Raw genomic sequence first — 24720 nt, forward strand, 5'->3', positions numbered from 1 at the left:
GCCCGCTCCGCCCGCTCCGCCCGCTCCGCCCGCTCCGCCCGCTCCGCCCGCTCCGCCCGCTCCGCCCGCTCCGCCCGCTCCGCCCGCTCCGCCCGATTATGAAGCGCCCCTTGATGACCGCAGGTCAACACTCGCAGCGACCCTCCGCCGCCTCGACGACGGCAGCGTGGCCCTCGTCGTCACCCCGGCCGACGCGCACCTGCTCCACGAGGCCAACCGCTCCGGCGCCACCGTCACCCTCCGCGTCGCGGGCGGCAGCGCAGAACAAGCGGCCCGGGCCGCACTCGCCCGGGGCCGGCGCACCCTCGTGGACGGTCCGCTCGGCGACGCGTACGCTTCGTTCACCCTCGCCGGAGCCCTCGCTGGAGCGCTCGCGGGGCCATCCCGGGACCTCGCGCTCGCCGCACACACCCTCGCCGCCGACACCGCCTGGGCCGCAGGCGACCGCACCGCCTGCGCCGTCGCGCTCGAAGCCGCACTCGCCGTCGGCGCCCCGACCGGTCAGCTCGCCGACTACCTCCGCGGCCTCACCGGCCTCCTCCGCGAACATCCCCAGGACGCGATCGGCCCGCTGCGTCGCGTCGCCGCCGACACCGGCGACGCCCCCGACGCCCTCCACCGCGCCGCCTCCGCGGCCCTGCTCCTCGGCGACACCGACGCCGCATGCCGGATCGGCCTGCGCGCCTTGGCGATCGCCCGCGGCCTCGACCGACCCGGCCTCGTCGCCCGCGCCCTCGAATACCTCGCGTACGCCGAGATGCGCGCGGGCCGCCACGCGCGGGCGCGCGCCCACTCGCGCGAGGGCCTCGACGGCGCCCTGCGCACCGGCCGCACGAACGCCGCCGCCCGCCACCGCGCGGTCCTCGCCCTCAGCGCCTCCGTCGAAGGCGACGCCGCCGAAGTGGAGTCCTACGCCGCCGCGTCCCTGGAGACGGCCCGGCGCTGCGGCCTCAACCAGACCGCCGCCCTCGCCGAGTGGGCACTCGCCCGTTCCGACCTCGGCCGCGGCGACCCCGCCGCGGCCGCCGCCCGCCTCGCCGACCCGGTCCGCCAGGGCCACTTCGCGGTCCGGCACCTGCTCCTCCCCTGCTACGCCGAGGCCGCGGCCCTCGCGGGCCGGGAGACCCGGACCCTGACGGCCGAGCTCCGCGCCTGGGCCGCTTCAGGTCTCGACCTGTCCGCCCCCGCGCAGCTGGCCCGCATCGAAGCGCTCACCGCACCCGCGGACACGCCCCCCGACCGCATCGAGGACGCGTTCCGGCGCGCGATCCGCCTGCACCCGCCCGAGACCGGCGACTTCGAGCGGGCCCGGACCCAGCTCCACTACGGCAAGTGGCTGCGGCGCAGGCGCCGCCCGCTCCCGGCCCGCGCGGTCCTGCGCGACGCGCTCCACGGCTTCGAGCGCTGCGGCGCGGCCCCGTGGGCCGACCAGGCCCGCCAAGAACTGCGCGCCGCCGGTGACAAGCGCAGCCCGGCGCCCCGGGCCCTCACCGGACTCACCCCGCACCAGCTGCGGATCGCAAGACTCGTCGCCACCGGGGCGACCAACCGCGAAGTGGCCCAGTCGCTCTCACTCAGCGTCCGCACCGTGGACCACCACCTGCGGAACATCTTCGCGGCGCTCGGCATCAGGTCCCGCGTGGAACTCACCCGCATCGTCGCCGACGGCGACTAGCACCCGCCCCGCGAATCAGCGCACGGCAGTGTCAATGGCGTCCTAGCGGCGGGCGCCCGTCTCCGCGCCCACGAGCATCGAGGCGACGACCTCCTGGACCGCTGCGGTGCTGGGCCGTCCGTCCGGTTCTCCGGCGAACAGGAGGTGGCCGGTGCCCACGAGGGTCATCGCCAGGGTCCGCACCTCGGTGTCGGCCTTCAGCCTCCCGGCGCGCCGCTCCGCGTCGAGGTAGTACGCGAGCGCAGCGGTGGCCTCGGTGAGGATCGGGAGTCCCTGCGGGCTCGTCTCGCGCAGCCGGGCGCGCAGTTCGTCGCGGGCGATCACGGTGTTCACGAGCCGCAGATTCACCGGGGCGAGCGTCCAGCTCAGTGCGTTGGACACGTTGGCCACCAAGGGGTCGGCGCCCCGGAGCCCTTCGATGTCGGCCTTGACCCGGGCGATCCGCTCGCGCACCAGCTCGGCCAGGAAGTCGTCGAAGTCCGCGAAGTGCCGGTGGAGCACGCCTTTCGCGACCCCGGCCTCCTCGGTGACGGCGCGGCTCGTGAGCGAACCCGCCCCGTCGCGCTCAAGGACCTGCTCGGCGGCGGCGAACAGCCGCGCCCTCGCGTCGTGCAGGGCTACACCCGTCGGCATGGGTCCTCCTCGCGGCTCGTGCGCCCACTCGTGGTGGGCGCACGGTCACTTTACCGCCAGGCGCGCGAAGTACTCGGCAACGCACCACGCGTCCCAGTCGCCTCCCGCGAGCGCGATGTAGCCGTCGGGGCGGACGAGCACGATCCCGTGCTCTCGGACCCCGTAGCGCCCGAACGCCTCTGCCCCCGACACCCGGTGGACGCGGATCTCGTCGCCCGCCTCGGGCGCGGGCCGGTCGCCGAAGACGAGGAGGGTGAAGTGCGTGCCGCGGAACAGGTCGAAGAGGCGCACCGGAGCTCCCGTGCCGGCGTCCTCGGCACGGGCGTCGGGGGCGCGGTCGCCCGCGCGGACGCCGATCGCGTCGTCCAGTTGCCGGGCAAGGCTGGAGCCGCGGTAGTGGACGCCGAGGCCGCTGACGTCGCTGAAGGGGTCCTTGCCCTGGAAGGTGCCGATCATACGGTCCGCGACCTGTGCGGGCCCGGAGGCGGCCCAGTGGCGGCCGCGGGCGGTGGTCGTGTCGAGCACGTGGCGGGCCACCGGCATCCGCTCCTCCTCGTAGGTGTCCAGGAGGGACTCGAGTGCGCCGCGCAGGACGCGGGCGAGCTTCCAGCCGAGGTTGTAGGCGTCCTGCACGCCGGTGTTCATGCCCTGCCCTCCGGCGGGCGCGTGGACGTGCGCGGCGTCGCCCGCGAGCAGGACCCGCCCGGCCCGGTAGCGGTCGACCATGCGGATGTTCACCTGGTACACCGAGAGGTAGACCGGGTCGCGGAATGTCACCCCGGGCAGGCCGACCCGCTCGGCGAAGACGTCCGCGAAGGCCGCCACCGAGACCGGCTCCCCGCCGCCGCCCTCCGGGAGCGGCGCGGTGAAGAACCACGTGCCGCTCTTCGGCATCGGGGAGAGGCTGAGCATCCCGCCGGGGCCTTCGGCCCACAGGTGCGCGACCGAGTCGTCCAGTCCGTCCACCGCGAGGTTCCCGAACAGCATCCGCTGCCGCTCCCACGTCTCGCCGAGGAAGCTGATCCCGGCCCGCTTGCGCACGGTGCTCCCGGCGCCGTCGCAGCCGACGAGGTACCGGGCCCTGACCTCCTCGCGCCTGCCGGTGAACCGGAAGACCGCGGTGACGCCGTCGCCGTCCTCGGTGAACCCGGTGAACTCGCCGCCCAGCTCAACTGAGACCCCATAGGAGGCAAGGCGTTCGCGCAGGACCGCCTCGGTGTGCTGCTGCCCGGCCATGAGGCTTCCGGGGTAGGGCGCGCCCGGCACCGGCGGGGCGTCGTACATGACGACCTCCCGCACCAAGTTGCCGTCCTTGTCGTAGAAGCGCGAGGGCAGCGGCGCCTCCGCGTGCTCCCGCAGGGCGTCGAGTACACCCAGGTCCTCGAAGACCTCCTGCGTGCGGCCGCGCACGCCGCGGGCCCGGGTCCCGACCTGGAACTCCCTGGCGCGCTCGATGATCCGCACGCCCACGCCGCGGCGGGCGAGGTCGCAGGCGAGCACGAGCCCGACCGGTCCGGCGCCGACGATGACGACCTCGGTCGCCGTTGCAGCCTCCATGGGCACTCCCCTCATCGCGATCGATAGTGACCGCGTGCCCATTATTAGTGGGCGGTTGCCCACTTGTCAATTCGAGGAGGCCATTACATCGATGTCGACATATATCTATGACTCCCGGGGGCGGCCGACCCCGCGCGCCAGCAGGCGGGGTCGGCCGGGGAGTCGGTCCTCAGATGAGGAACCGGGTGTACGCGGGCAGGGTGAGGAACGTCGGGTAGTCCTCGCCCAGCGCGCACTCCGTGAAGACCGACAGGGCGTCGTCGAACCGGTCGCCGTCGAAGCGCTGGAGCGCCGCGAACTCGTCCTTGAGGAGCTGCCCGACCCACTCGCGGGTCACGGTGCGGCCCTCGTCCGTCTTCGATCCGGCGTTGATCCACTGCCAGACCTGCGAGCGCGAGATCTCGGCGGTCGCGGCGTCCTCCATCAGGTTGTTGATCGCCGCGGCGCCGACGCCGCGAAGCCACGACTCGATGTACCGCACACCGACTTCGAGGTTCTTGCGGATGCCGGCCTCGGTGATCTCCCCGGGCGTGGCGGCCACGTCGAGGAGCGCGGCCGCGTTCGGGACGACGTCCTCGCGCTGCTTGTCGATCTGGTTCGGCAGGCCGCCCAGGGTCTCGTCGAAGACCTCCATGGCGACGGGCACCAGGTCGGGGTGGGCGACCCAGGAGCCGTCGAAGCCGTCGTCGGCCTCGCGGGTCTTGTCGGCGCGGACCTTCTCCAGCGCGATCGCGTTGGCCTCGGGGTCCCTGCGGGAGGGGATGAACGCGGCCATGCCGCCGATCGCGGAGGCGCTGCGCCGGTGGCAGGTCCGCACGAGCAGCTCGGTGTAGGCGCGCATGAACGGCGCGGTCATGGTGACCTGGTCGCGGTCGGGCAGCACGAAGCGGGCGCCGCGCTCGCGGAAGTTCTTGATGACCGAGAAGATGTAGTCCCAGCGCCCGGCGTTCAGGCCGGAGGAGTGGCGGCGCAGCTCGTAGAGGATCTCCTCCATCTCGAACGCGGCGGTGATCGTCTCGATGAGGACGGTGGCCCTGATCGTGCCGCGCGGGATCCCGAGGAGGTCCTGGGCGGTGTCGAACACGTCGTTCCACAGGCGCGCTTCGAGATGCGATTCGAGCTTCGGCAGGTAGAAGTAGGGCCCGCGGCCCAGTTCCAGGAGCCGGTGCGCGTTGTGGAAGAAGTACAGGCCGAAGTCCACGAGGGACCCGGCGACGGGCAGGCCGTCGACGCGCAGGTGCAGCTCGGCGAGGTGCCAGCCGCGGGGGCGCACGATGATCGTCGGCAGGTCCGTCAGGGACTCCCCCTTGAGGCGGTACTCCTTGCCCTGCTCGGAGGTGAAGTCGATGCGCCGCTCGATGGCGTCGCGCAGGTTCACCTGCGCGTCGACCACGTTGTGCCAGTTGGGGGTGGACGAGTCCTCCAGGTCGGCCATCCAGCACTTCGCGCCCGAGTTGAGGGCGTTGATCGTCATCTTCCGGTCGCAGGGGCCGGTGATCTCGACGCGGCGGTCCTCCAGGCCGGGGGCGAGGGTCGCGACGCTCCACGAGAAGTCGTCGCGCACGTCCGCGGTCTCGGGCAGGAAGCCGGGGTCGGCGCCGTTGGCGATGCGGGTGCGGCGCTCCTGGCGGGCCTGGAGGATCTCCTGGCGGCGGGGCGCGAACTTGCGGTGCAGCGCGGCGACGAACGACAGGGCCTCGGGCGTGAGGACCTCGTCCTCGCGCGCGACGCGGGGCCCGTTGACCGTGATCCCCGCGTCGGTGCGGGTCTGGGAATCGATGACCACTGAGTACTCCTTATGTGGCTGGGCGGGGCCGGGGCCCCGCCCGAACGGACTTGGTCGCTGGGCAGCTAGTGGAATTGTCCCTGCTCGGTGGAGCCGGCGAGCGCCAGAGTGGCCGCATTGGGGTTGAGGGCCGACGTGACGAGGTCGAAGTAGCCGGTGCCGACCTCGCGCTGGTGCTTGGTGGCGGTGTACCCCAGTTCCTCGGCGGCGAACTCGCGCTCCTGGAGGTCCACGTACGCGGTCATGCCCTCGCGGGCGTAGCCGTGGGCGAGGTCGAACATGGAGTGGTTGAGCGCGTGGAACCCGGCGAGGGTGATGAACTGGAACGTGAAGCCCATCGAGCCGAGCTCGCGCTGGAACTTGGCGATCGTGTCGTCGTCGAGGTGGCGCTTCCAGTTGAACGACGGCGAGCAGTTGTAGGCGAGCATCTGGTCGGGGCGCTCGGCCTTGATCGCCTCGGCGAACCTGCGGGCGGCGTCGAGGTCGGGCGTGCCGGTCTCCATCCACAGCAGGTCCGCGTAGGGCGCGTAGGCGAGGCCGCGGGCGATGCACGACTCGATGCCGTTGTCGACGCGGTAGTAGCCCTCGGCGGTGCGCTCGCCGGTGAGGAAGCGGCGGTCGCGCTCGTCCACGTCGGAGGTGAGGAGCGTGGCGGCCTCGGCGTCGGTGCGGGCGACGATGACGCTGGGGACGCCCTCGACGTCGGCGGCGAGCCGCGCGGCGTTCAGGGTCCTGACGTGCTGCACGGTGGGGATGAGGACCTTCCCGCCGAGGTGGCCGCACTTCTTCTCGGAGGCGAGCTGGTCCTCCCAGTGGACGCCCGCGGCGCCGGCGGCGATCATGCCCTTCATGAGCTCGAAGGCGTTGAGGGGCCCGCCGAAGCCCGCTTCGGCGTCGGCGACGATCGGCACGAGCCAGTCGTCGACGGACTGGACGCCCTCGGCGGCCTCGATCTGGTCGGCGCGCATGAGCGCGTTGTTGATGCGGCGCACCACCTGCGGGACGGAGTTCGCGGGGTACAGCGACTGGTCGGGGTAGGTCTGGCCCGCGAGGTTCGCGTCGGCGGCGACCTGCCAGCCGGACAGGTAGATCGCGTGCAGGCCGGCCTTGACCTGCTCGACGGCCTGGCCGCCGGTCATCGCGCCGAGCGCGTGGGTGTACCCGCCGGTGGCGGCGTCCTCGGTGAGCCGGGACCAGAGGCGCTCGGCGCCGCGGCGGGCGAGGGTGTGCTGCTCGGTGACGCGGCCGCGGAGGCGGACGACGTCGGCGGCGCTGTAGTCGCGGGCGGTGTCGGCCCAGCGGGGGTCGGACTCCCACTCGATGGCGAGGCGCTCGGCGGCGAGTTGCGTGTCGATCGGGTCGCGCTTGCTGTCGGACATCGTCGGCTCCGAGAAGTCGGGACCGCCGCGGCGGTCGTTACTTGCAGGTAGCTGAAATCTTTCACGTTCCCGCACGCCTACGGAGCGGTTCCGAGTGGAAAGAATCGCGTTTCTTCGCGATACTGGGGAAATGACGAACCTGCCGCCGCGCGCCGCCGACGCCCCGCACCGCCCGTGGGGCGCCGCCGAGGCCGCCGAGCTGGCCGCCGACGACGTCTCGGTCGACCTCATCAGCCTCGGCAAGCAGATCCGGCACCTGCGCAAACAGCGCGAGATGAGCCTGGAGGACCTCGGCGCGGCCGTGGGCGCCGCGCCCTCGCAGCTCTCGCTCATCGAGAACGGCAAGAAGGAGCCGAAGCTGTCGATGCTCCGGGCCCTCGCGAAGGCGTTCGGCGTTTCTTCGGACGAGCTCCTCGGCGCGGAGCCCCCGAACCGGCGCGTGGCCCTGGAGATCGAGCTCGAACGGGCCCAGCGCAGCGGCCAGTACCGGTCCCTCGGCCTGCCGTCCGTCAAGCCGTCGAGCCGCATCCCCACGGAGGCCCTGGAGGCCCTCGTCGGGCTCCACCGCGAGGTGGACCGCCAGGTCAACCTGCACACGGCGACCCCCGAGGAGGCCCGGCGCGCGAACACCGAGCTGCGGCGGCGGATGCGCGACAAGGACAACTACTTCGCGGACATCGAGGCCGAGGCCCGCACGCTCCTGAGCAAGGTCGACTACGCGGGCGGGCCGCTGTCGCAGCACCAGATCGCCGACCTCGCCGCGCACCTGCGGTTCACGCTGCACCACGTGGACGACCTGCCGCACTCCACCCGCTCGGTCACCGACCTCAAGCACCGACGCATCTACCTGACGCAGGTCGGCACCGGATCGCACGACCCCCGCACGGTCCTGCTCCAGGCCCTCGCGAGCTACGTCCTGGAGCACGAGGTGCCGCGCACGTACCTGGAGTTCCTGGGCCAGCGGGTGTCCACGAACTACCTCGCGGCGGCGCTGCTGATCCCGGAGTCGAGCGCGGTGGCGTTCCTGCGGGGCGCCATGTCGGACAAGGAGGTGGCGGTCGAGGACCTGCGCGACAACTTCGCGGTGTCCTATGAGGCGGCGGCGCACCGGTTCACGAACCTGGCGACGCACCACCTGGGCATCCGGACGCACTTCCAGAAGGTCCACAAGTCGGGGATCATCTTCAAGGCGTACGAGAACGACGACGTGGCGTTCCCGGCGGACCCGACGGGCGCGATCGAGGGGCAGTCGATCTGCCGGTACTGGACGAGCCGCCAGGTGTTCGACGTGCCGGACAAGTTCAACGCGTTCAACCAGTACACGGACACGGCGACGGGCACGTACTGGTGCACGGCCCGGACCGAGCGCAGCGCGGACGGGCTGTTCTCGCTCTCGATCGGCGTCCCGTACGAGTCGGCGAAGTGGTTCCGCGGCAAGGAGACCAAGGCCCGCTCGGTCTCCCGCTGCCCCGACCCCGACTGCTGCCGCAACCCGCCCCGCAACCTCGCCCGCACCTGGGCCGGCCAGGTCTGGCCCACCGCCCGCGCCGCCAGCTCCCAACTCGCCGCCATGCCCCTGGGCTCCTTCCCGGGGGTGGACGAGACCGAGGTGTACCAGTTCCTGGAGCGCCATTCGCGCCCCTTATATTGACTTTCTTCGATGAAGATGGTTACCGTGAAACCCGGGATGGCAAGCGCCTTCCCACTTCTCGTACCGGCACCATCGAGAAAGCGACCCTCACATGACCCATCAGCATCCGGGCCGGCTCAGGAAGGCCGCGCTCGCGGTCGTCCTGGCGGTCGCGGCGGGTGCCGCGGGCGCCTTCGGCGCGACCGCGGCCTCGGCCCAGACCAGCACGATCACTGTGGCCACCAACGGGAACGACGCCAACGCGGGCACGCTCGCCGCCCCGCTCAAGACCATTCAGGCCGCCGTCAACAAAGCCGTCCCCGGCACCGTCATCCAGATCCGCGGCGGCACCTACGCGCCGAGCACGAACATCCAGGTCAACTCGAACGGCACCGCGAGCGCGCCGATCACCATGCGCGCCTACGGCACCGAGAAAGTGGTCATCGACGGCGAGAACATGCCGTACACGCCCGGGGCCGTCGACTCCTCGATCCCCCGCGCCGACCGCGGCGCGCTCCACGTCGAGGGCGACTACTGGCGCTTCGAGCGCCTGGAGATCGTCCACGGCCCGTACGCGATCTTCGCGCTCGACTCCAACGGCAACGTCTACGACCGGCTCACCACCCGCGACAACTACGAGTCGGGCCTGCACATCCAGGGCGCCTCGGCGAACAACACGATCCTCAACCTCGACTCCTACGGCAACCGCGACCCGCGCAAGAACGGCGAGAGCGCCGACGGCCTCGCGATCAAGGAGGGCTCGGGCACCGGCAACAAGGTGATCGGCGCGCGGCTGTGGAACAACGCCGACGACGGCTTCGACGCGTGGGAGTTCTTGTCCCCCATCCGCATCGAGGACACCGCCGCGTGGGGCAACGGGTACAACTACTGGAACCTCCCGAACTACTCCGGTGACGGGAACGGCTTCAAGATGGGCGGCGGGGACGTCGACCCGCCTGCGAACCACGTCGTCGTGAACTCCATGGCGTGGAAGAACTCAGCGCACGGCTTCACCGACAACGGCAACCCCGGCTCGCTCCAGGTCAGCCGCTCCACGGCGTGGAAGAACGGCAAGACCGGGTTCGACTTCGACTCCTCGACCTCGACGCTGACGGCGAACCTCGCGGTGAACAACGCGACGCCGGTGGCCCTCGGGTCCTCGACGGGCTCGGGCAACTCGTGGAACATCAAGTCGAGCTGGGTGGACGCGGACCTCGCGAACACCAGCGCGTCGGTCGCCACCGGCGCCCGCGCCGCGGACGGCTCGATCGCGTCCACGAACTTCCTGGTCCCGAAGAACTACCCGAACCTCGGCGCCACGTTCGTCTAGCGCCCGGGCCGGGCCGCACCCGCGGCCCGGCCCGCACGACCTCCCCCGCGACCCCACACCCCGGCCCACCGGGGACCCCGCGGCATCGACGTCTTTGCAATCATGAGCGCCATGACACCGACGTTCGTCCTCATCCACGGCTCCAACGCCAACTCGTTCTCCTGGGCCCCGCTCATGCGGGAGCTGGCCCTCCTCGGCCACCGCTCGCTCGCGGTGGACCTGCCGGGCCACGGCTTCGCGGCGGGCCTCCCGTCCGCGTACCAGACCCAGGACGCGGCGGAGCTGGCCGTGGCGGCGTCGAACCTCGAAGGCGTCGGGCTCCAGGAGAACGTCGACCACGTGGTCGCGGTCCTGGAGCGCGCCAGGGAGCACGGGCCGGTCATCGCGGTGGCGCACAGCCGCGGCGGCGTGACCCTCACGGCCGTGGCGAACCGCCGCCCGGAGCTGCTCGACCGGATCGTCTACGCCTCGGCGTGGTGCTGCGTCGAGCACACGCCGCGCGAGTACGTGGCCCGCCCCGAGAACGCGGGGAGCGTCCTCGACCGGGCCGCGGGCGTGGCCGCGGCGAACCCGGCCCGGGTGGGCGCGGTGCGCATGAACTGGCGCACCGCGGACCCGGCGCAGCTCGGGGCGCTCAAGGACGCGATGCTCGCCGACGGCACCGACGACGAGTTCCGGGTGCTCCTGTCCACGCTGACCCCTGACGAGAGCCGGGACGCGGGCGGTCCGGAGGACCGCGCGGACGCCGCGACCTGGGGCCGCATCCCGCGCAGCTACGTGCGGCTGACGCAGGACATGTCGATCCCGATCGAGCTCCAGGACCTCTTCGTCAAGGAGGCCGACGCGCTCACCCCGGACAACGTGTTCGACGTCCACACCATCGAATCGAGCCACACGGGCGTCCTCGTCCACCCGGAGCGCTTCGCCGCGGTCCTCGCGGGCCTGGCCTGACCGAGGGGCGCAGCACTGCCGAACCGTGGACGATCACGCATCGAACGTGGCTCCACGACCATTCATCCGCTACGGAATCCGCGGTTGACTGGTCCCATGAGCGAACACACCACGAACGGAACCATCCTCGTCACCGGCGCCACCGGCAAGGTCGGCCGCCGCCTCATCGAGATCCTGCGCGACGGCGGGCACGACGTGCGCGCGGTCTCCCGCAGCACCCCGATCCCCTTCGACTGGACCGACGAGTCCACTTGGGACGCCGCCCTGGAGGGCGTCGCCGCGGTCTACATCATCGCGCCGGACCACCCGTTCCCCGCCGACGCGTTCGTCGCGGCCGCCGTGAAGGCGGGCGTGCGCCGCGTCGTCGCCCAGTCGGGCCGGAGGATCCAGGACCTGGCGGCGCTCGCCGGGGTCGGCCCGGAGGCGATCGGCATGTACGCGGCGCAGGCGGCCGTGGAGGCGTCGGGTGTCGAGTGGACGGTCTTGCAGCCCAACAACTTCAACGAGAACTTCAGCGAGGGCGACTACTACCCGTTCGTGCTCGCCGGCGAGGTCGCGCTGCCGCTGGCGGACACCACCGAGCCGCTGATCGCGGCCGCCGACATCGCCGCGGTGGCCGCCGCGGTCCTGACCGAGGATGGCCACGACGGGCGCGTCTACGAGCTCAGCGGCCCCGAGTCGCTCTCGACGGCCGACGCCGTGGCCGCGATCGCCGCGGCCTCGGGCAAGCCGGTGGCGTTCAGGGCCGAGACCCCGGAGGAGCACGACGCGGGCCTGCGCGCCGCTGGCCTCCCCGAGGACCTGGTCGTCTTCCTCAACCTCATGTACGAGTTCATGCGCGGCGGCGCGATGTCCGCGACCGCCGACGGCGTCGAGCGCGTCCTCGGCCGCGGCCCGATCCGCTTCGCCGACTGGGCCGCCGACACCGCGAAGACCGGGGTCTGGTCCGCTTAGGACTCGTCGCCGATGAGATGGCGCAGGTACGAACCGGGGTCGGTCATGTACCTGCGCCAGTGGGCGGTGAGCTCCAGGTCCTCCCACGCGACGCGTTCGAGGCCGTGCTCGCCGACCTCGACGACGTCGGCGCCGGGCGTGGACGCGAGGATCGGCGAGTGGGTCGCGCACACGACCTGCGCGCCGATCTCGCCGAGCCGGTGCATGATCGCGACCAGGCGCAGGCAGGACGTGAACGACAGGGCCGCTTCGGGTTCGTCCATGAGGTAGAGGCCCGGTTCGGCGAACATCGCCTCCAGGACGGTCAGGAAGCCCTCGCCGTGGCTCATCTCGGCGACGTTCTCGTCCCAGTACCCGGGCATCCCGCTCACGAAGTTGAGGAGCCCGAACGCGGTCTCGGCCCGCAGGAAGAAGCCGCGCTTCTTCGCCCGCGGGCCGGTCTGCATCCGCGACCCGGCCCGCGTGTAGTCGAGGGTGACCGCCTCCCCGAGGACGGTCCCCTCGCGGTCGTTGCCGTACTTGCGGCCCGCGCGGCCGCCGTGCGAGTCGAGGCCGAAGCCCTCGGCGATCGCCTCGACGATGGTGGACTTGCCGGACCCGTTCTCGCCGACGAGGAACGTGACCGGCCGGGTGAGGTCCAGTCCCCCGTTCGCGAGGGACCGGACCGGTTCCAGCGTGAACGGCCACTGGGACTCGTCGATCCCGCCGTCGATCCTGACCCGTTCCACCAGCATCTTCGCTCACTCCATCCGCACGACGGCGTACATGCTAGGCCGCGGGGCGCATGGCGGCGAGCTCGGGGTAGACGGTGGCCGGGTCGGCGTTCAGGACCGCCTTGAGGTCCACGGTGTCCTGGTCGGCGAGGACTTCGAGGGCGCCGGACTGGATGCCGTCGAGCCCGGCGCGGGCGATGTCGGCGGGGTCGCTCTTCTCCGCGGGGATGTCCTTGAGCATGTCGGTGTCGACGCCGGAGACGTGGAGGCCGACGACCTGCGTCCCCTGGGCGGCGAGTTCGAGGCGGGCGCCGTTGGTGAGGCTCCAGGAGGCGGCCTTGGCAGCGGAGTACGCGTGGCCGATCCCGGCGGCGCGCCAGGACAGGATCGACAGCATGTTGAGGATCGCGCCGCCGCCGTTCGCGCCGAGCACGGGTGCGAAGGCGCGCACCATGTTCAGCGTCCCGAAGAAGTTCGTCTCCATCTCGCGGCGGATGGCCTCCTCGGGGGCGTGGACGAGGTTCTCGAACGTGGCGATCCCGGCGTTGTTGACGAGGATCGTGGTGTCGGCGGCCAGGGCCGCGGCGGCCGCGACCGAGGCCGGGTCGGTGATGTCGAGCCGCACGGGCACGACGCCCGGAAGGTCCATGGATTCGATGTTGCGGGAACCGGCATAGACCTTGGCCGCGCCGCGTTCCAGAAGTTGCCGGGCGAAATGGCGGCCCATGCCGCGGTTGGCGCCGGTGACGAATGCGATTGATCCTTTGATGTCCATGCGGTCGAAGCTATGACCTCACGCCGGCGTCAGGGGCAAGCGACGGTGGCGCAAGCCACAGCGAGGAAGAGGACGCGGATGCGCATCGGTGAGCTGGCCGAGACGACGGGCGCGACGGCGCGCGCCCTCAGGTACTACGAGGAGCAGGGCCTCCTGCACCCCGAGCGCACTTCGAGCGGCCAGCGCGTCTATCCGGCCGACGCGGTCGAGCAGGTCAAGTGGATCAGGCTGATGCTCGCGAACGGGCTGCCGAGCCGGGCGATCGTGAAGCTGCGGCGGTGCGAGAGCGTCGACGAGGTGACGCCGGAGCAGCAGTCGGTGCTCCGGGAGGAGTACGCGCGGGTGGAGGCGGAGTTCCTGGCCGCGGCGGCGACGAAGGCGCGGTTCGAGGAGATGCTCGATTTCATCGACGGGACCCGCACCGACTGAATACCGGGTATCCCTCATGTGGGCGCGGGTTCGGGGCGTGGAATACTTCCGCGCATGTCGGACTCGCCTACTCTCGCCGGCCCGCGGTGGCCGCTGCTCCTCGCCGTCGCCGTGCTCGGCGGGATCGCGCTCGGCGCGGTGGACCTGGTCGCGCAGCGGGAGCTCGCGTACCCGTGGGCGAACCTGGCGAATTCGAGCGCGGTGTGGGCGGTCGGGGCGTTCGGGATCGGGGCGTGGGTGCGGTCGGGTCGGTGGCGTCCGGCGGTGGCCGGGACGGTGCTGCTGGTGGTGGCGGTCGGGGCGTACTACGTCGCGGCGACGCTGATCCAGGACGACGACCTGGCGAACCTGTGGGCGGTGACCTCGCTGGTGTGGATGGCGTTCGGGGTGCTCGCGGGGACGGTGTTCGGGACGTTCGGCGCATGGTCGCGCTCTTCGGTCCCGTGGCGGGCGACCGCGGGGCTCGCGGCGCTGGGCGCGGTGTTCTTCGCGGAGGCGGGAGTGCTGCTGCGGCGCCTCTCGAACGTCGAGGAGCAATACCGGGCGGACGGGCTGGCGACGGCGGTCATCATGGCGGTGGTCGGGCTGCTGCTGATCGGACTGCTGGGCCGCACGTGGCGCAGGCGGCTGACGGCCCTGGCGGTCGCGGTTCCGCTTGCGGCGCTGGGGTTCGCGGGGTTCTCGCTGGCGGGTTTCGGAAGCTAGCTCGACATTGCGGCGAATGCCCTCTAGTGTGGCGCGATGAGTTTGCAATGGCAGTGCATCATCGTCGACTGCGCCGACCCGCAGGAGCTGGGCCCCTGGTGGGCCGAGCTGCTGGGCTGGCGCGTCACCCACGACACGGAGAAGGAGGTCGTGCTGGAGCCGCCGCTGGGCAGCCCGCAGGACGGCGTCTCCCCCGACATCCTCTTCATCAAGGTCCCCGAGGGCAAGTCGGTGAAGAACCGCCTGCACCTGGACCTGCGCCCCGACGACCAGGCCGCGGAGGTCGCGCGCGCGGAGTCCTTGGGCGCCAAGCGGGCCGACGTCGGGCAGGACGACTCGTCGTCGTGGATCGTCATGAACGACCCCGCGGGCAACGAGTTCTGCATCCTGCGCGCGTTCACCCCCGAGGAACTCGCAACGCTGTGACCTCGGCGTAAGAGATCTGGTCCGTTTCCACCGGCTCCCCCGCTCCGATCAGGCCCGCAGTGCGGACCGCCGCCGTCAGCGCGGCCCGGTAGAGGAGGGAGCCGGTGCTCACTCTGGCGACGCCGAGGGCGCCGAGCCGGTCGACGCTGAGACCGCCTGGGGCGTAGAGGATGTTGAGCGGGACGGCGATCCCTTCGGCGAGGGCGCGGATGTCGTCCTCTGCGGTGGCGCCCGGGACGAACACGCCGTCGGCGCCCGCGGCCGTGTAGCGGTCGGCGCGGGCGAGGGCGGTCTCCAGTGGACTCGCGGTGCCGAGCCAGTACGGGTCGGTGCGCGCGTTCACGAACAGGCCGGGGCAGCGTTCCTTCACGGCCGCAATGCGAGCGGCGTGGTGCTCAGGGTCGGTGAGGGTGCCGTCGGGGCGGCCGTCTTCAAGGTTGACGCCGACAATCCCGAGCCCGGTGAGGACCGCGGCGAGCGCGGCGACCCCCTCGGGGTCGTCGCTGAAGCCGCCTTCGATGTCGACGGTGATGAGCGCCGGGAGCGGCCCGAGGCTGCGGGCGAGGGCGATGGTCTGGTCGCGGGTGGCACCGGCGCCGTCGGGGAGGCCGTGGGCCGCGGCGACGCCGAGGCTGGTGGTGCCGATCGCGGCGAATCCGGCGGCGGCGAGCGCGGCCGCGGAGGCGTGGTCCCAGGCGTTGGGGAGCACGAGCGGGCGCGGGCCGCGGTGGGCGGCGGCGAAATCTTGGAACGTCACGGGTGCCTCTTCACGTGGATCGCTGCGGGGAGGTGCAGGTTCGGGAGCGGTTCGTACGCAACGGGTCCGGTCGGTGCCGGGACGCGCTGGAGCGCTTCGCAGACGCCGGTCGCGACGGCGAGGGCCTGCCGGTGGCCGGGGCAGGCGTGCGGGCCCGCGCCGAACGGGACGGTCCCGTCGAGTTCGATGCGGGCCGGTTCGCCGGGCTGGAGACCCGCGACCGCGGTCGCGGCCTGGCGGATCGTGGCCCTGACGGGCGGGTCGTCGCGGAGCCGGGCGGCGACGGCGTCGGGGCCGAGCCCGGCGCCCGCGGCGAGGGTGCCACCGATGAGCGCGGCGGTCGCCTCGCATGCCTGCACGAGGAGACCGATCCGGGCCGCGGTGGGCTCGTCGGCGACGCCGCCGAAGGCCGCGACCAGGGACGCGACGGCGTCGTCAGCCCCGGGCACGGGCTCGCCGGTGGGGTAGGCCGCGGCGACCCTGCGGACGGCGGCCACGTCGATGTCCGGGATGTCGAGGGATTCGGCGAGGACGCGGACCGGCACGTCCCGGGCGATCCGGTCCATGACGTCGAGCGGCGCGTCCTCCAAGGCGATGCAGGCGAGAACCTCCGCGCGCAGGCGCAGCACATCGAGGTCCATGGGCCCCAGCAGGTCCGCGGCCAGCGCGCGCCGCCGCGCATGCGCCTCGCCGGACGCGAAGCGGGCGACGCCCGCGCGCAGCCAGGCGAGGCCGCCGGGCGGACCGGGCGCGGCGGGCGGCGGGACGAGGCCCGGGTGGGCGAGGAGTCCGGGGGCGCGGTCGGCGCCGAACGAGATCATGCGGCGACCGTAGGCTCCGGACGGTTCGGTGCGCGCCGAAGTGTCGCGGGGGCACAATCGGGGCATGACCGATCGCGCGCAGGGGACCAGGCTGGCGGAGGTCGCGGCGGTGCTCGCGGACCCGACGCGGGCCACGTTCTGCGTCGCGCTCCTCGACGGGCGCGCCTGGACCGCGGGCGAGCTCGCGCGGCTCGCGGGCGTCTCGGCGCCGACGGCCACGGGGCACCTGCACCGGCTCGTGGACTCCGGCCTGTGCACCGAGCGCAGGCAGGGCCGCCACCGGTACGTGCAGCTCGCCGACCCCGAGACCGCGGCCCTCATCGAGTCGCTCGCCGGGCACTTCCCGGCCGCCGCGCCCGCGGGCCTGCGGGCGTCCACCGCCTCGGCGGCGCTCGCGCGGGGCCGCACCTGCTACGACCACCTCGCGGGGCGGCTCGGCGTCGCGGTCACCGACGCGATGACCGGCCGCGGGCTCATCGACCGGGATGCGGGGTTTGCGTTGAGCGACAAGGGACGCGAGTGGATGACCGACCTGGGCGTCGACACCGCGACGTGGTCGCGCAGCCGCCGCCCGGCGGCGAAGGAGTGCCTGGACTGGACGGAGCGCCGCAGCCACCTCGCGGGGCTCGCGGGCGCGGCCGTGTGCGCCCGGTTCCTCGGATCGGGGTGGGTCCGCCGGATCGGCTCCACGCGGGCCGTGCGCCTCACCGACGCGGGCGCCGCGGCGCTGGACGGGCTGCTCGGCCTCGACGCCGCGGCACTGCGGTAGCGGGTCGGTCGGCGCTCCGGTCAGTCGGTGCTGAGGGCCTCGAAGGTCCAGATCGACGCGTCGGCGCCGGGCGCGGCGTCCTCGTCGTAGTTCCCGTAGACCTTCACGTCGGCGAACCCGGCCTCGTGGAGGACCTGGAGGAACTCCTCGACCTCGAAGCACAGCAGGCCGCTGTTCTGGAGCTGCGTCTCGACCAGGCGGCCCTTGCGCCACAGCTCGTAGCGGAGCCAGCGGACGACGCGCTGGCGCAGGGCGTCCACGTCGACGTGCATGGTCTGCAAGGTGAGGAGGTCGTCGCCGTCCTCCCAGTGGCGCAGCGGCCCCGGCTCGGTGAAGTGGCTGTAGGGCGGCAGGTCCACGAAGAGGCGCCCGCCGGGGCGCAGGCTCGCGTGCATGAGGCGCAGGGCCTCGACGGCGGACGACCGGTCGGGCAGGAGCACGATCGAGCCGGTGGGGACCAGGACCGCTTCGTACGCACCGGGTTTGACGTAGGAGGTCATGTCGCCGACGAACACGTCGGCGTCGAGCCCGGCCTCGTCGAGGTTGCGGCGGCAGATGCTCAGCATGTGCGCCGACGTGTCGTAGCCGGTGGCGTTGAGCCCCAGGCGGAGCAGCGGAACGAGCATGCGCCCGGTGCCGACGGCCGGTTCGAGGACGTCGCCCTCGGTCCCGGCGAGGCGGCGCGAGTAGAACTCGACGTCCCCGTTGAGGGACCTGCCGACGGGCTTGTCGAGTTCGTAGACGCGGGCGGAGAGTTCGCCGTAGTCCCAGTCGGCGCTGCGGGTCTGCGTCATCGAGGGGTCTCCCGTCGTGGTGCGTGGGTGTGAGCCTAGGGCGCGGGCGGCCTTGAGGCAAGGGAGAAACGGGCACGGGACAGGGCCGCGGCGGTGCCGCGGCCCTGCAGCGGTTCCGGATCAGGCGGCCCACTCGGGGTCGCGGCCCAGGTAGCGCAGCAGCTCGGCGACCTGGTCGCCGCTGGCGCCCTCGACGACGGGGGCGTAGGCGCCCCAGGCGCGGAGCGGCTCCACGATCTGCTTCGCGGCGGTGATGATCTCCCCTGCGGCCCACTGGGACAGCGGCTGCGGCTGGCCGGTGGCGACGGCGATGTCCCACGCGTGGACGGCGGCGTCGAGGGCGCAGGCGCCGACCCCGGTCACGGCGTCGAGCACGTTCGGGGGCACCGGGACCGGGACCTCGGCGGCGTCCTTCGCGACGCCGGCCCAGGCGGCCGCGGCGGCGTCGAGCGCGGCGGCGGTGGACGCCACCGGGTCCTCGATCGGCTCGCCGGTGGGCGCGAACGGGTTCCACGAGGGGCCCTCGCCGCCGGTGATGGCCGCGGCGAAGCCGAGCTGGTCGCCGACCGCGTGCTGAAGGACCTGCGCGACCGTCCACTCCGAGCAGGGGGTGGGGCGGTTCCAGTCGTCGGCCTTGACGCCCTTGACGACGTCGAGCAGCGCGGTGTGGGCCTCGGCCAGCAGGGCCCATTCGGTGGTGGTCATGTCGCGTCCCTTCGCGTTCTGGTCCGGCCCGGGGGATCGGACCGCCTCATGGTTCAAGTATAGCAGAAGGGAATGTTCCATTCCAATAGGCTGGCGGAGATTTCTGGAACGCGGAGCGGCCGGGCGGAACCCGCCCGGCCGCTCCCCCGCCGCCCTACTTCACGGTCACGTCGAACGCTTCGAGCAGACCGACCTGCTCGTATACGCCCTCACCCGTCTCCAGGTAAACCGCGACCGAGTCCTCCAGCCGGAACTGCTGGTTCACCGGCGGGAACTCCTCCGCCCGGTAGATCGGTTCGAGCACGAACGGGTCCGTGACCAGTGCGATCGGATCGCCGCCGCTCTCAGTGCGGAACGGCGGATGCGCGACCTCGAACGTCAGGCCCGTCGCGAAGTCCATGATCGCCACCTCGTCGCCGGGGACCAGGTCCTCGCTCCGGTCCGGGCCGACCATGACGTCGACGTTCCCGAAGTCGCCGCCCGAGCCCTTCTTGCGGTGCAGGAACAGGTTGTCGACCCCCATGTACCCCTCCGGGGCCAGCCGCCCGAGGTCGGCGGTGCCCTTCAGCTTCCCGGTCTCGTACCGCTCGTCGCCCGTGGCGAGCAGGCTGATCTCGGCGCGGCCGGTCAGGTCGACCTGGGTCCAGTCGACGTCCGGGATGACGTTGACCTGCTCGGGCGGGGCCGCGGACGCCCCCGCGGCGCCCATGATCGCCGCCATGGGCACCGCGGCGGCCGCGGCCGCGAGGCGGCGCAGGCGTTCGGGGTGGCGCAGTCGTACGGATCGGACGGGTCGTGCGTTCGCCATGGTGCTCCCTGCTGTCGTCGGCGCCCCGGTCCACAGCGGACCGGGGCCGTCGCCGCACCGGACTCTATGCACTCCCCCAGCCGTCCAAGGAGTTTCATCGAAACGGCGACGCGCGCCCACCGGAGGCGGTATCGGGCCGCGGGGACGTCGGACCCGTGCGCATACTTGCCGTATGCGTGCTGGCCGCCTGGTGTCGATGATGCTGCTGCTCCAACAGCGCGGGCGGATGACCGCCGACGCGCTCGCGGCGGAGCTCGGCGTGTCCGTGCGCACCGTCTACCGCGATGCGGAGGCGCTCGCGGCCGCGGGCATCCCGATCTACGGGGAGAGCGGCCACGAGGGCGGGTACCGGCTCGTGGAGGGCTACCGGACGCGGCTGACCGGCGTGACCGAGACCGAGGCGGAGGCCCTCGTGCTCACGGGCGTCCCGCAGGCCGCCACGGACCTCGGCCTCCAGACCGAGCTCGCGGCCCTGGAGCTCAAGCTCTCCGCGGCGCTCTCACCGCAGCAGCGCGACCGGGCCGAGCGGGCGCGGCGGCTGTTCCACCTCGACGTGGTCGCCTGGTTCCAGCGGTCGGAGACCGTGCCGATGCTCGCGATGGTCGCGAACGCCGCGTGGGAGCAGCGCGAACTGAAGGTCCGGTACCGGCGGTGGAAGGAGCCGCGCGAGGTCGAGCGCGTCCTGCGGCCGCTTGGCCTGGTCCTCAAGGGCGGCCGCTGGTACCTCGCGGCCTCGCAGGGGACGGGGCCGGTCCTGCCGTACAAGGTCGCGAACCTGCTGGCGGGCACCAAGACCGACATCCTGTTCGAGCGGCCCGACGGCTTCGACCTGGCCGCCTGGTGGGCCGAGAACCTCGCCGCGTTCGACGCCCGCCGCTACCGCGGCGAGGCCGTCGTCCGCTTCTCCCCCGAGGCGATCGAACGCGCCCCCGACCACCTCGACGCCGACACCGTCGCCGCCATCGCGAAGGCCGACCGCGACGCCCACGACTGGGCCGTCGCCACCATCCCCATCGAGACCGAATGGGTCGCCTCCGGCGAACTCATGAAGCTCGCCGGAGTGGAAGTCCTCGAACCCCCGACCCTCCGCGCGATGATGCGCGAACGAGCCCGAGCGGTCCTCGACCTCCACAAGTGACCGGCACTGTCGGATCCTGATGCGTTGTCGGACCCAGATGCACTGTCATACCCTGATGCGCTGTCGGACCCCGGTGTCACTGTTGCAACGGGGGGACCTCGGCCGCGACACTCCCGACCGCGGGGCGCAGAGCGTCCTTCACCTTGCCGCGCAAGGAGAGCGCCGTGGCCGTCATCGCCACCGCGCAGACCGCGCCGAGGAGGTAGAAGCCGTAGCGAATGTGGGTCGCGTCGGCGACCGCCGCGACCAGGACCGTCATCGCCGCGCTCAGGCCCAGGCCCGCAGCGTTCACCGCGCCGAAGAGGCGCCCCGCGCGGCGTTCGGGCACCGACCGGAGCAGGATCGAGCGCAGGCCGACCCGCGACATGCCGACCATGAACGCCGCCGGCGGCACCGCCAGCAGCAGCACCACCAGGTGCAGCGGCAGCACGAACGACATGAGCGCGCACCCCACGCCCCCGACCACCGCCGCGCGGAACTCCCCGAACCGCGCGGCCACCCGCGGGAACAGCGCCGCCGCCACGCAGAACCCCAGGCCCGCAAGCGCATCGACGATCCCGTACACGCCCGCGCCGCGGTCGAACGCGACGTAGACGAGCACGATCAGCGTCGTGTTGCTGACCATGATGAGCATCTGCCCGCACGCGTACAGCAGGCCCAGCCGCAGTAGCGGCGCGCCCGGCACCCCGCCGTCCGCCGCCGCGCGCTCCGCGGCGCCGGTCCGCGCCGGGGCTTTGCGCATGGCCCACAAGGCGACCGCCGAGGCGAGGAACGTGACGCCGTTGAACATGAACAGCGGCGTGGTCCCCACGTAGTGGATGAGGATGCCGCCGAGGGCCGCCGACAGCAGCAGCCCCAGCTGCATCGCGATCTCGTAGTGGGCGCTGAAGACCCCCGTCCGGGCCGGGTGCACGCGCTCCTTGATGAGCGCGCCGCCCGCGGGCGTGAACATCGCGGACAGGAGCGACAGCGCGAACGCCGTTCCGTACGCCACCGGCCCCGGGTCGCCCCCGGAGAGGATCCACACCGGCAGGAACGCCGCCGCGACCGCACTGGCCAGGTCCGCGATCAGGCAGAGCGTGCGCCGGTCGAAGCGGTCCGCGATCGAGCCGAACCACAGCGACAGGAGCGCGGGCGGGACCGAGACGAGGATGTACAGCCAGCCGACGGCCAGCGCGCTCTGCCCCGTGGTGAAGACGAGGACGGCGGCGGCGACGAGCTGCACGCCGTTGCCGAGGCTGGTGATGAACGTGGCGGGCAGGAGCAGGCGCTCGGCCCGGTTCCGGGGCGGCAGCACGGCGGGGCGGGCGGCCTGGGCGGTGGTCGTCATGGTGGAGATGATGCGGCCGGTTCACTGACAAAACGCGTCAGTGAAGTGCGGTTAGCTGGCTCACAACGAAGCCCGGCGGGCCGGAACGCATCGCGTTCCGGTCCGCCGGGCGAGGCGAACACAGGGCATCCCGGGCGGGCGCATCGCCGAGCGGGCTCCGCTCGGCGGGTGTCGTCCCGCGGATCGGGCCCGATCCGCGGGACGGCCCTAGGCGCCCGTGTACTCGGCGAGGTGCTTGCCGGTGAGCGTCTGCTTCTGCTTCACCAGGTCGGCGGGGGTGCCCTCGAAGACGATCTTGCCGCCGTCGTGGCCCGCGCCGGGGCCGAGGTCGATGATCCAGTCGGCGTGGGCCATGACCGCCTGGTGGTGCTCGATGACGATCACGGACTTCCCCGACTCGACGAGCCGGTCGAGGAGCCCGAGGAGGTTCTCGACGTCGGCGAGGTGGAGGCCGGTGGTCGGCTCGTCCAGGATGTACACACCGCCCTTCTCCCCCAGGTGGGTCGCGAGCTTGAGGCGCTGGCGCTCGCCGCCGGAGAGCGTGGTGAGCGGCTGGCCGATCTTGATGTAGCCGAGGCCGACGTCGTTGAGGCGCTGCACGATCTTGTGCGCCGCGGGGACCTTCGCCTCGCCGTCGGCGAAGAACGCCGCGGCCTGCGAGACGGACATGCCGAGCACTTCGCTGATGTCCTGCCCGCCGAGCTTGTACTCCAGGACCGCGGACTGGAACCGCTTCCCTTCGCAGTCCTCGCAGGTGGTGGACACGGACGCCATGATGCCGAGGTCCATGTAGACGACGCCCGCGCCGTTGCACGTGGGGCAGGCGCCCTCGGAGTTGGCGCTGAACAGGGCGGGCTTGACGCCGTTGGCCTTGGCGAACGCCTTGCGGATCGGGTCGAGCAGGCCCGTGTACGTGGCGGGGTTGGAGCGGCGCGAGCCCTTGATGGCGCCCTGGTCGATCGCGACCACGCCCTCCTGGCCGGCGACGGAGCCGTGGATGAGGGAGGACTTCCCGGACCCGGCGACGCCGGTGACGACGCACAGCACCCCGAGGGGGATGTCGACGTCGACGTCCTGGAGGTTGTTCTCGTTGGCGCCGCGCACCGCGAGCTTCCCGGACGGTTCGCGGAGCTTCTCCTTGAGCTTGGCGCGGTCGTCCAGGTGGCGGCCGGTGAGCGTGCCGGACTTGCGGAGCTCGGCGACGGTGCCCTCGAACTGGACGGTGCCGCCCTCGGTGCCCGCGCCGGGGCCGAGGTCCACGACGTGGTCGGCGATGGCGATGGCCTCGGGCTTGTGCTCCACGACGAGGACGGTGTTCCCCTTGTCGCGCAGCTGGAGCAGCAGGTCGTTCATGCGCTCGATGTCGTGCGGGTGGAGGCCCACGGTGGGCTCGTCGAAGACGTACGTGACGTCGGTGAGCGAGGACCCGAGGTGGCGGATCATCTTGGTGCGCTGGGCCTCCCCGCCGGAGAGGGTGCCGGAGGGCCGGTCGAGGGAGAGGTAGCCGAGGCCGATCTCCACGAACGACCCGAGGAGGTCGCGCAGGGACTTGAGCAGCGGCTCGACGGAGGGGTCCTTGAGGCCGGAGACCCAGGCGGCGAGGTCGGAGATCTGCATCTTGCAGGCGTCGGCGATGGAGACGCCGTCGATCCTGGAGGACCGGGCCTCGGGGCCGAGGCGGGTGCCCTCGCACTCGGGGCAGGTCTGGAAGGTGACGGCCCGCTCCACGAACGCGCGGATGTGCGGCTGCATCGCCTCGACGTCCTTGGAGAGCATGGACTTCTGGATCTTGGGGATGAGGCCCTCGAACGTGACGTTGATGCCCTCGGCCTTGATCTTGGTGGGCTCCTTGTAGAGCAGGTCGTGCAGTTCGCGCTTGTTGTACTTCTTGATCGGCTTGTCGGGGTCGAAGAAGCCCGAGGCGCGGTAGATCCGCCCGTACCAGCCGTCCATGGAGTAGCCGGGGATGAGGATCGCGGACTCGTTGAGGGACTTCTCGCCGTCGTAGAGCGCGGTGAGGTCGAAGTCGTTGACCGAGCCGACGCCCTCGCAGCGGGCGCACATGCCGCCGAGGCGGTTGAAGCTGGCCTTCTCGGCGATGGTCTTGCCGCCGCGCTCGACGGTGATCGCGCCGGAGGCGGACACCGAGGGCACGTTGAAGGAGAACGCGCCGGGCCCGCCGATGTGGGGGTCGCCGAGGCGGCTGAAGAGGATGCGCAGGAGCGCGTTCGCGTCGGTGACGGTGCCGACGGTGGAGCGGATGTTCGCGCCCATGCGCTCCTGGTCGACGATGATGGCCGTTGTGAGGCCGTCGAGGACGTCGACTTCGGGGCGGGCGAGCGTGGGCATGAAGCCCTGGACGAACGCCGAGTAGGTCTCGTTGATGAGCCGCTGCGACTCGGCCGCGATCGTGCTGAACACGAGCGAGCTCTTGCCCGAGCCGGACACGCCGGTGAAGGCGGTGAGGCGGCGCTTGGGCAGGTCGACGCTGACGTCCTTGAGGTTGTTCTCGCGTGCGCCCTGCACGCGGATCAGGTCGTGCGCGTCGGCCGGGTTGGGTGTGTTTCCGGTGGCCATGGTGTCGTGGTCTCCATCTGTCTCCGGGGCCGGGGCGGCCCGCCGCCGAGCGTACCGGCGGCGGGCGACAGTCCCGCG

23 protein-coding genes are annotated in these 24720 nt (G+C 72.3%); 10 read left to right on the top strand and 13 right to left on the bottom strand.

Features of this window, described 5'->3' with window-relative positions:
* Positions 1-166 precede the first annotated feature (166 nt).
* Positions 167-1675, top strand: a complete 1509-nt coding sequence (locus AB0A65_RS25895) for a LuxR C-terminal-related transcriptional regulator (protein ID WP_359955499.1) — start codon at positions 167-169, stop codon at positions 1673-1675.
* Positions 1676-1717: 42 nt separating this feature from the next.
* On the opposite strand, the gene AB0A65_RS25900 is transcribed toward AB0A65_RS25895, so the two are convergent.
* The 4 genes from AB0A65_RS25900 to aceA all read right to left on the bottom strand — a co-directional run bounded on the left by AB0A65_RS25900 (position 1718) and on the right by aceA (position 7030).
* Complete coding sequence (locus tag AB0A65_RS25900) at positions 1718-2308, bottom strand: TetR/AcrR family transcriptional regulator (RefSeq protein ID WP_359955502.1); 591 nt, start codon at positions 2306-2308, stop codon at positions 1718-1720.
* Between the two features lie 45 nt (positions 2309-2353).
* The gene (locus tag AB0A65_RS25905; RefSeq protein WP_359955505.1) at positions 2354-3865 is read right to left on the bottom strand and encodes an FAD-dependent monooxygenase; all 1512 of its coding nucleotides are present in this window, start codon (positions 3863-3865) and stop codon (positions 2354-2356) included.
* Between the two features lie 169 nt (positions 3866-4034).
* Complete coding sequence (aceB, locus tag AB0A65_RS25910) at positions 4035-5651, bottom strand: malate synthase A (protein WP_359955508.1); 1617 nt, start codon at positions 5649-5651, stop codon at positions 4035-4037.
* A gap of 65 nt (positions 5652-5716) precedes the next feature.
* Positions 5717-7030 (bottom strand): isocitrate lyase, encoded by a 1314-nt coding sequence (aceA, locus tag AB0A65_RS25915; protein ID WP_359955511.1) that lies wholly within the window; start codon positions 7028-7030, stop codon positions 5717-5719.
* Positions 7031-7160: 130 nt separating this feature from the next.
* On the opposite strand from aceA, the gene AB0A65_RS25920 reads away from it, so the two are divergent.
* From AB0A65_RS25920 to AB0A65_RS25935, 4 genes are all read left to right on the top strand, one after another.
* The gene (locus tag AB0A65_RS25920) at positions 7161-8681 is read left to right on the top strand and encodes a helix-turn-helix domain-containing protein (RefSeq protein WP_359955514.1); all 1521 of its coding nucleotides are present in this window, start codon (positions 7161-7163) and stop codon (positions 8679-8681) included.
* A gap of 91 nt (positions 8682-8772) precedes the next feature.
* Entirely contained in the window at positions 8773-9990 is a 1218-nt protein-coding gene (locus AB0A65_RS25925; RefSeq protein WP_359955517.1) for a right-handed parallel beta-helix repeat-containing protein, read from the top strand.
* Positions 9991-10101: 111 nt separating this feature from the next.
* Positions 10102-10941, top strand: a complete 840-nt coding sequence (locus AB0A65_RS25930; RefSeq protein WP_359955520.1) for an alpha/beta hydrolase — start codon at positions 10102-10104, stop codon at positions 10939-10941.
* 96 nt (positions 10942-11037) lie between these two features.
* The gene (locus AB0A65_RS25935) at positions 11038-11895 is read left to right on the top strand and encodes an NAD(P)H-binding protein (protein ID WP_359955523.1); all 858 of its coding nucleotides are present in this window, start codon (positions 11038-11040) and stop codon (positions 11893-11895) included.
* Here the strand turns inward: AB0A65_RS25935 and AB0A65_RS25940 are convergent.
* Positions 11892-12629, bottom strand: a complete 738-nt coding sequence (locus tag AB0A65_RS25940; protein WP_359955525.1) for an AAA family ATPase — start codon at positions 12627-12629, stop codon at positions 11892-11894. The genes AB0A65_RS25935 and AB0A65_RS25940 overlap by 4 nt on opposite strands.
* Positions 12630-12663: 34 nt before the next feature.
* Positions 12664-13383, bottom strand: coding sequence for an SDR family oxidoreductase (locus tag AB0A65_RS25945; protein ID WP_359955528.1), 720 nt, complete (start codon positions 13381-13383; stop codon positions 12664-12666).
* 78 nt (positions 13384-13461) lie between these two features.
* On the opposite strand from AB0A65_RS25945, the gene AB0A65_RS25950 reads away from it, so the two are divergent.
* The 3 genes from AB0A65_RS25950 to AB0A65_RS25960 are packed head-to-tail and all read left to right on the top strand — an operon-like array spanning position 13462 to position 14943.
* Positions 13462-13812 carry a MerR family transcriptional regulator gene (locus AB0A65_RS25950; RefSeq protein ID WP_359955531.1) on the top strand — a complete coding sequence of 117 codons (351 nt, stop codon included), beginning with the start codon at positions 13462-13464 and terminating at the stop codon, positions 13810-13812.
* A 54-nt stretch (positions 13813-13866) separates the two neighbouring features.
* Positions 13867-14517, top strand: a complete 651-nt coding sequence (locus tag AB0A65_RS25955) for a DUF6518 family protein (protein ID WP_359955533.1) — start codon at positions 13867-13869, stop codon at positions 14515-14517.
* Between the two features lie 36 nt (positions 14518-14553).
* Positions 14554-14943, top strand: a complete 390-nt coding sequence (locus tag AB0A65_RS25960) for a VOC family protein (RefSeq protein ID WP_359955536.1) — start codon at positions 14554-14556, stop codon at positions 14941-14943.
* Here AB0A65_RS25960 and AB0A65_RS25965 read toward each other — a convergent pair.
* Both AB0A65_RS25965 and AB0A65_RS25970 read right to left on the bottom strand, forming a co-directional pair.
* On the bottom strand, positions 14915-15700 hold the full coding sequence (locus AB0A65_RS25965; RefSeq protein WP_359955538.1) for an isocitrate lyase/phosphoenolpyruvate mutase family protein: 786 nt from the start codon (positions 15698-15700) through the stop codon (positions 14915-14917). The genes AB0A65_RS25960 and AB0A65_RS25965 overlap by 29 nt on opposite strands.
* Positions 15697-16521, bottom strand: coding sequence for a hypothetical protein (locus AB0A65_RS25970; RefSeq protein WP_359955541.1), 825 nt, complete (start codon positions 16519-16521; stop codon positions 15697-15699). Before AB0A65_RS25970 ends, AB0A65_RS25965 begins: the two co-directional genes overlap by 4 nt.
* 64 nt (positions 16522-16585) lie before the next feature.
* On the opposite strand from AB0A65_RS25970, the gene AB0A65_RS25975 reads away from it, so the two are divergent.
* Positions 16586-17290, top strand: coding sequence for a helix-turn-helix domain-containing protein (locus AB0A65_RS25975; protein ID WP_359955543.1), 705 nt, complete (start codon positions 16586-16588; stop codon positions 17288-17290).
* A 20-nt stretch (positions 17291-17310) separates the two neighbouring features.
* On the opposite strand, the gene AB0A65_RS25980 is transcribed toward AB0A65_RS25975, so the two are convergent.
* The 3 genes from AB0A65_RS25980 to AB0A65_RS25990 all read right to left on the bottom strand — a co-directional run bounded on the left by AB0A65_RS25980 (position 17311) and on the right by AB0A65_RS25990 (position 19597).
* Entirely contained in the window at positions 17311-18084 is a 774-nt protein-coding gene (locus AB0A65_RS25980) for a class I SAM-dependent methyltransferase (protein ID WP_359955546.1), read from the bottom strand.
* A gap of 120 nt (positions 18085-18204) precedes the next feature.
* Positions 18205-18789, bottom strand: a complete 585-nt coding sequence (locus tag AB0A65_RS25985) for a TIGR03086 family metal-binding protein (protein ID WP_359955549.1) — start codon at positions 18787-18789, stop codon at positions 18205-18207.
* Between the two features lie 154 nt (positions 18790-18943).
* Entirely contained in the window at positions 18944-19597 is a 654-nt protein-coding gene (locus AB0A65_RS25990; RefSeq protein WP_359955552.1) for a hypothetical protein, read from the bottom strand.
* Positions 19598-19769: 172 nt separating this feature from the next.
* Here AB0A65_RS25990 and AB0A65_RS25995 point away from each other — a divergent pair, with 172 nt between their 5' ends.
* A complete protein-coding gene (locus AB0A65_RS25995) occupies positions 19770-20735 on the top strand; it encodes a WYL domain-containing protein (RefSeq protein WP_359955555.1) in 966 nt (321 codons plus the stop codon).
* A gap of 76 nt (positions 20736-20811) precedes the next feature.
* Here AB0A65_RS25995 and AB0A65_RS26000 read toward each other — a convergent pair whose 3' ends face one another.
* Together AB0A65_RS26000 and AB0A65_RS26005 are read right to left on the bottom strand one after the other, a co-directional pair.
* Positions 20812-22065, bottom strand: a complete 1254-nt coding sequence (locus AB0A65_RS26000) for an MFS transporter (protein ID WP_359955558.1) — start codon at positions 22063-22065, stop codon at positions 20812-20814.
* 207 nt (positions 22066-22272) lie between these two features.
* Positions 22273-24642, bottom strand: a complete 2370-nt coding sequence (locus tag AB0A65_RS26005) for an excinuclease ABC subunit UvrA (protein ID WP_359955562.1) — start codon at positions 24640-24642, stop codon at positions 22273-22275.
* Between the last annotated feature and the right edge of the window lie 78 nt (positions 24643-24720).

Origin of the sequence: Glycomyces sp. NPDC047010 (genome assembly GCF_040644205.1) — a bacterium.
Lineage (GTDB): Bacteria > Actinomycetota > Actinomycetes > Mycobacteriales > Micromonosporaceae > Glycomyces.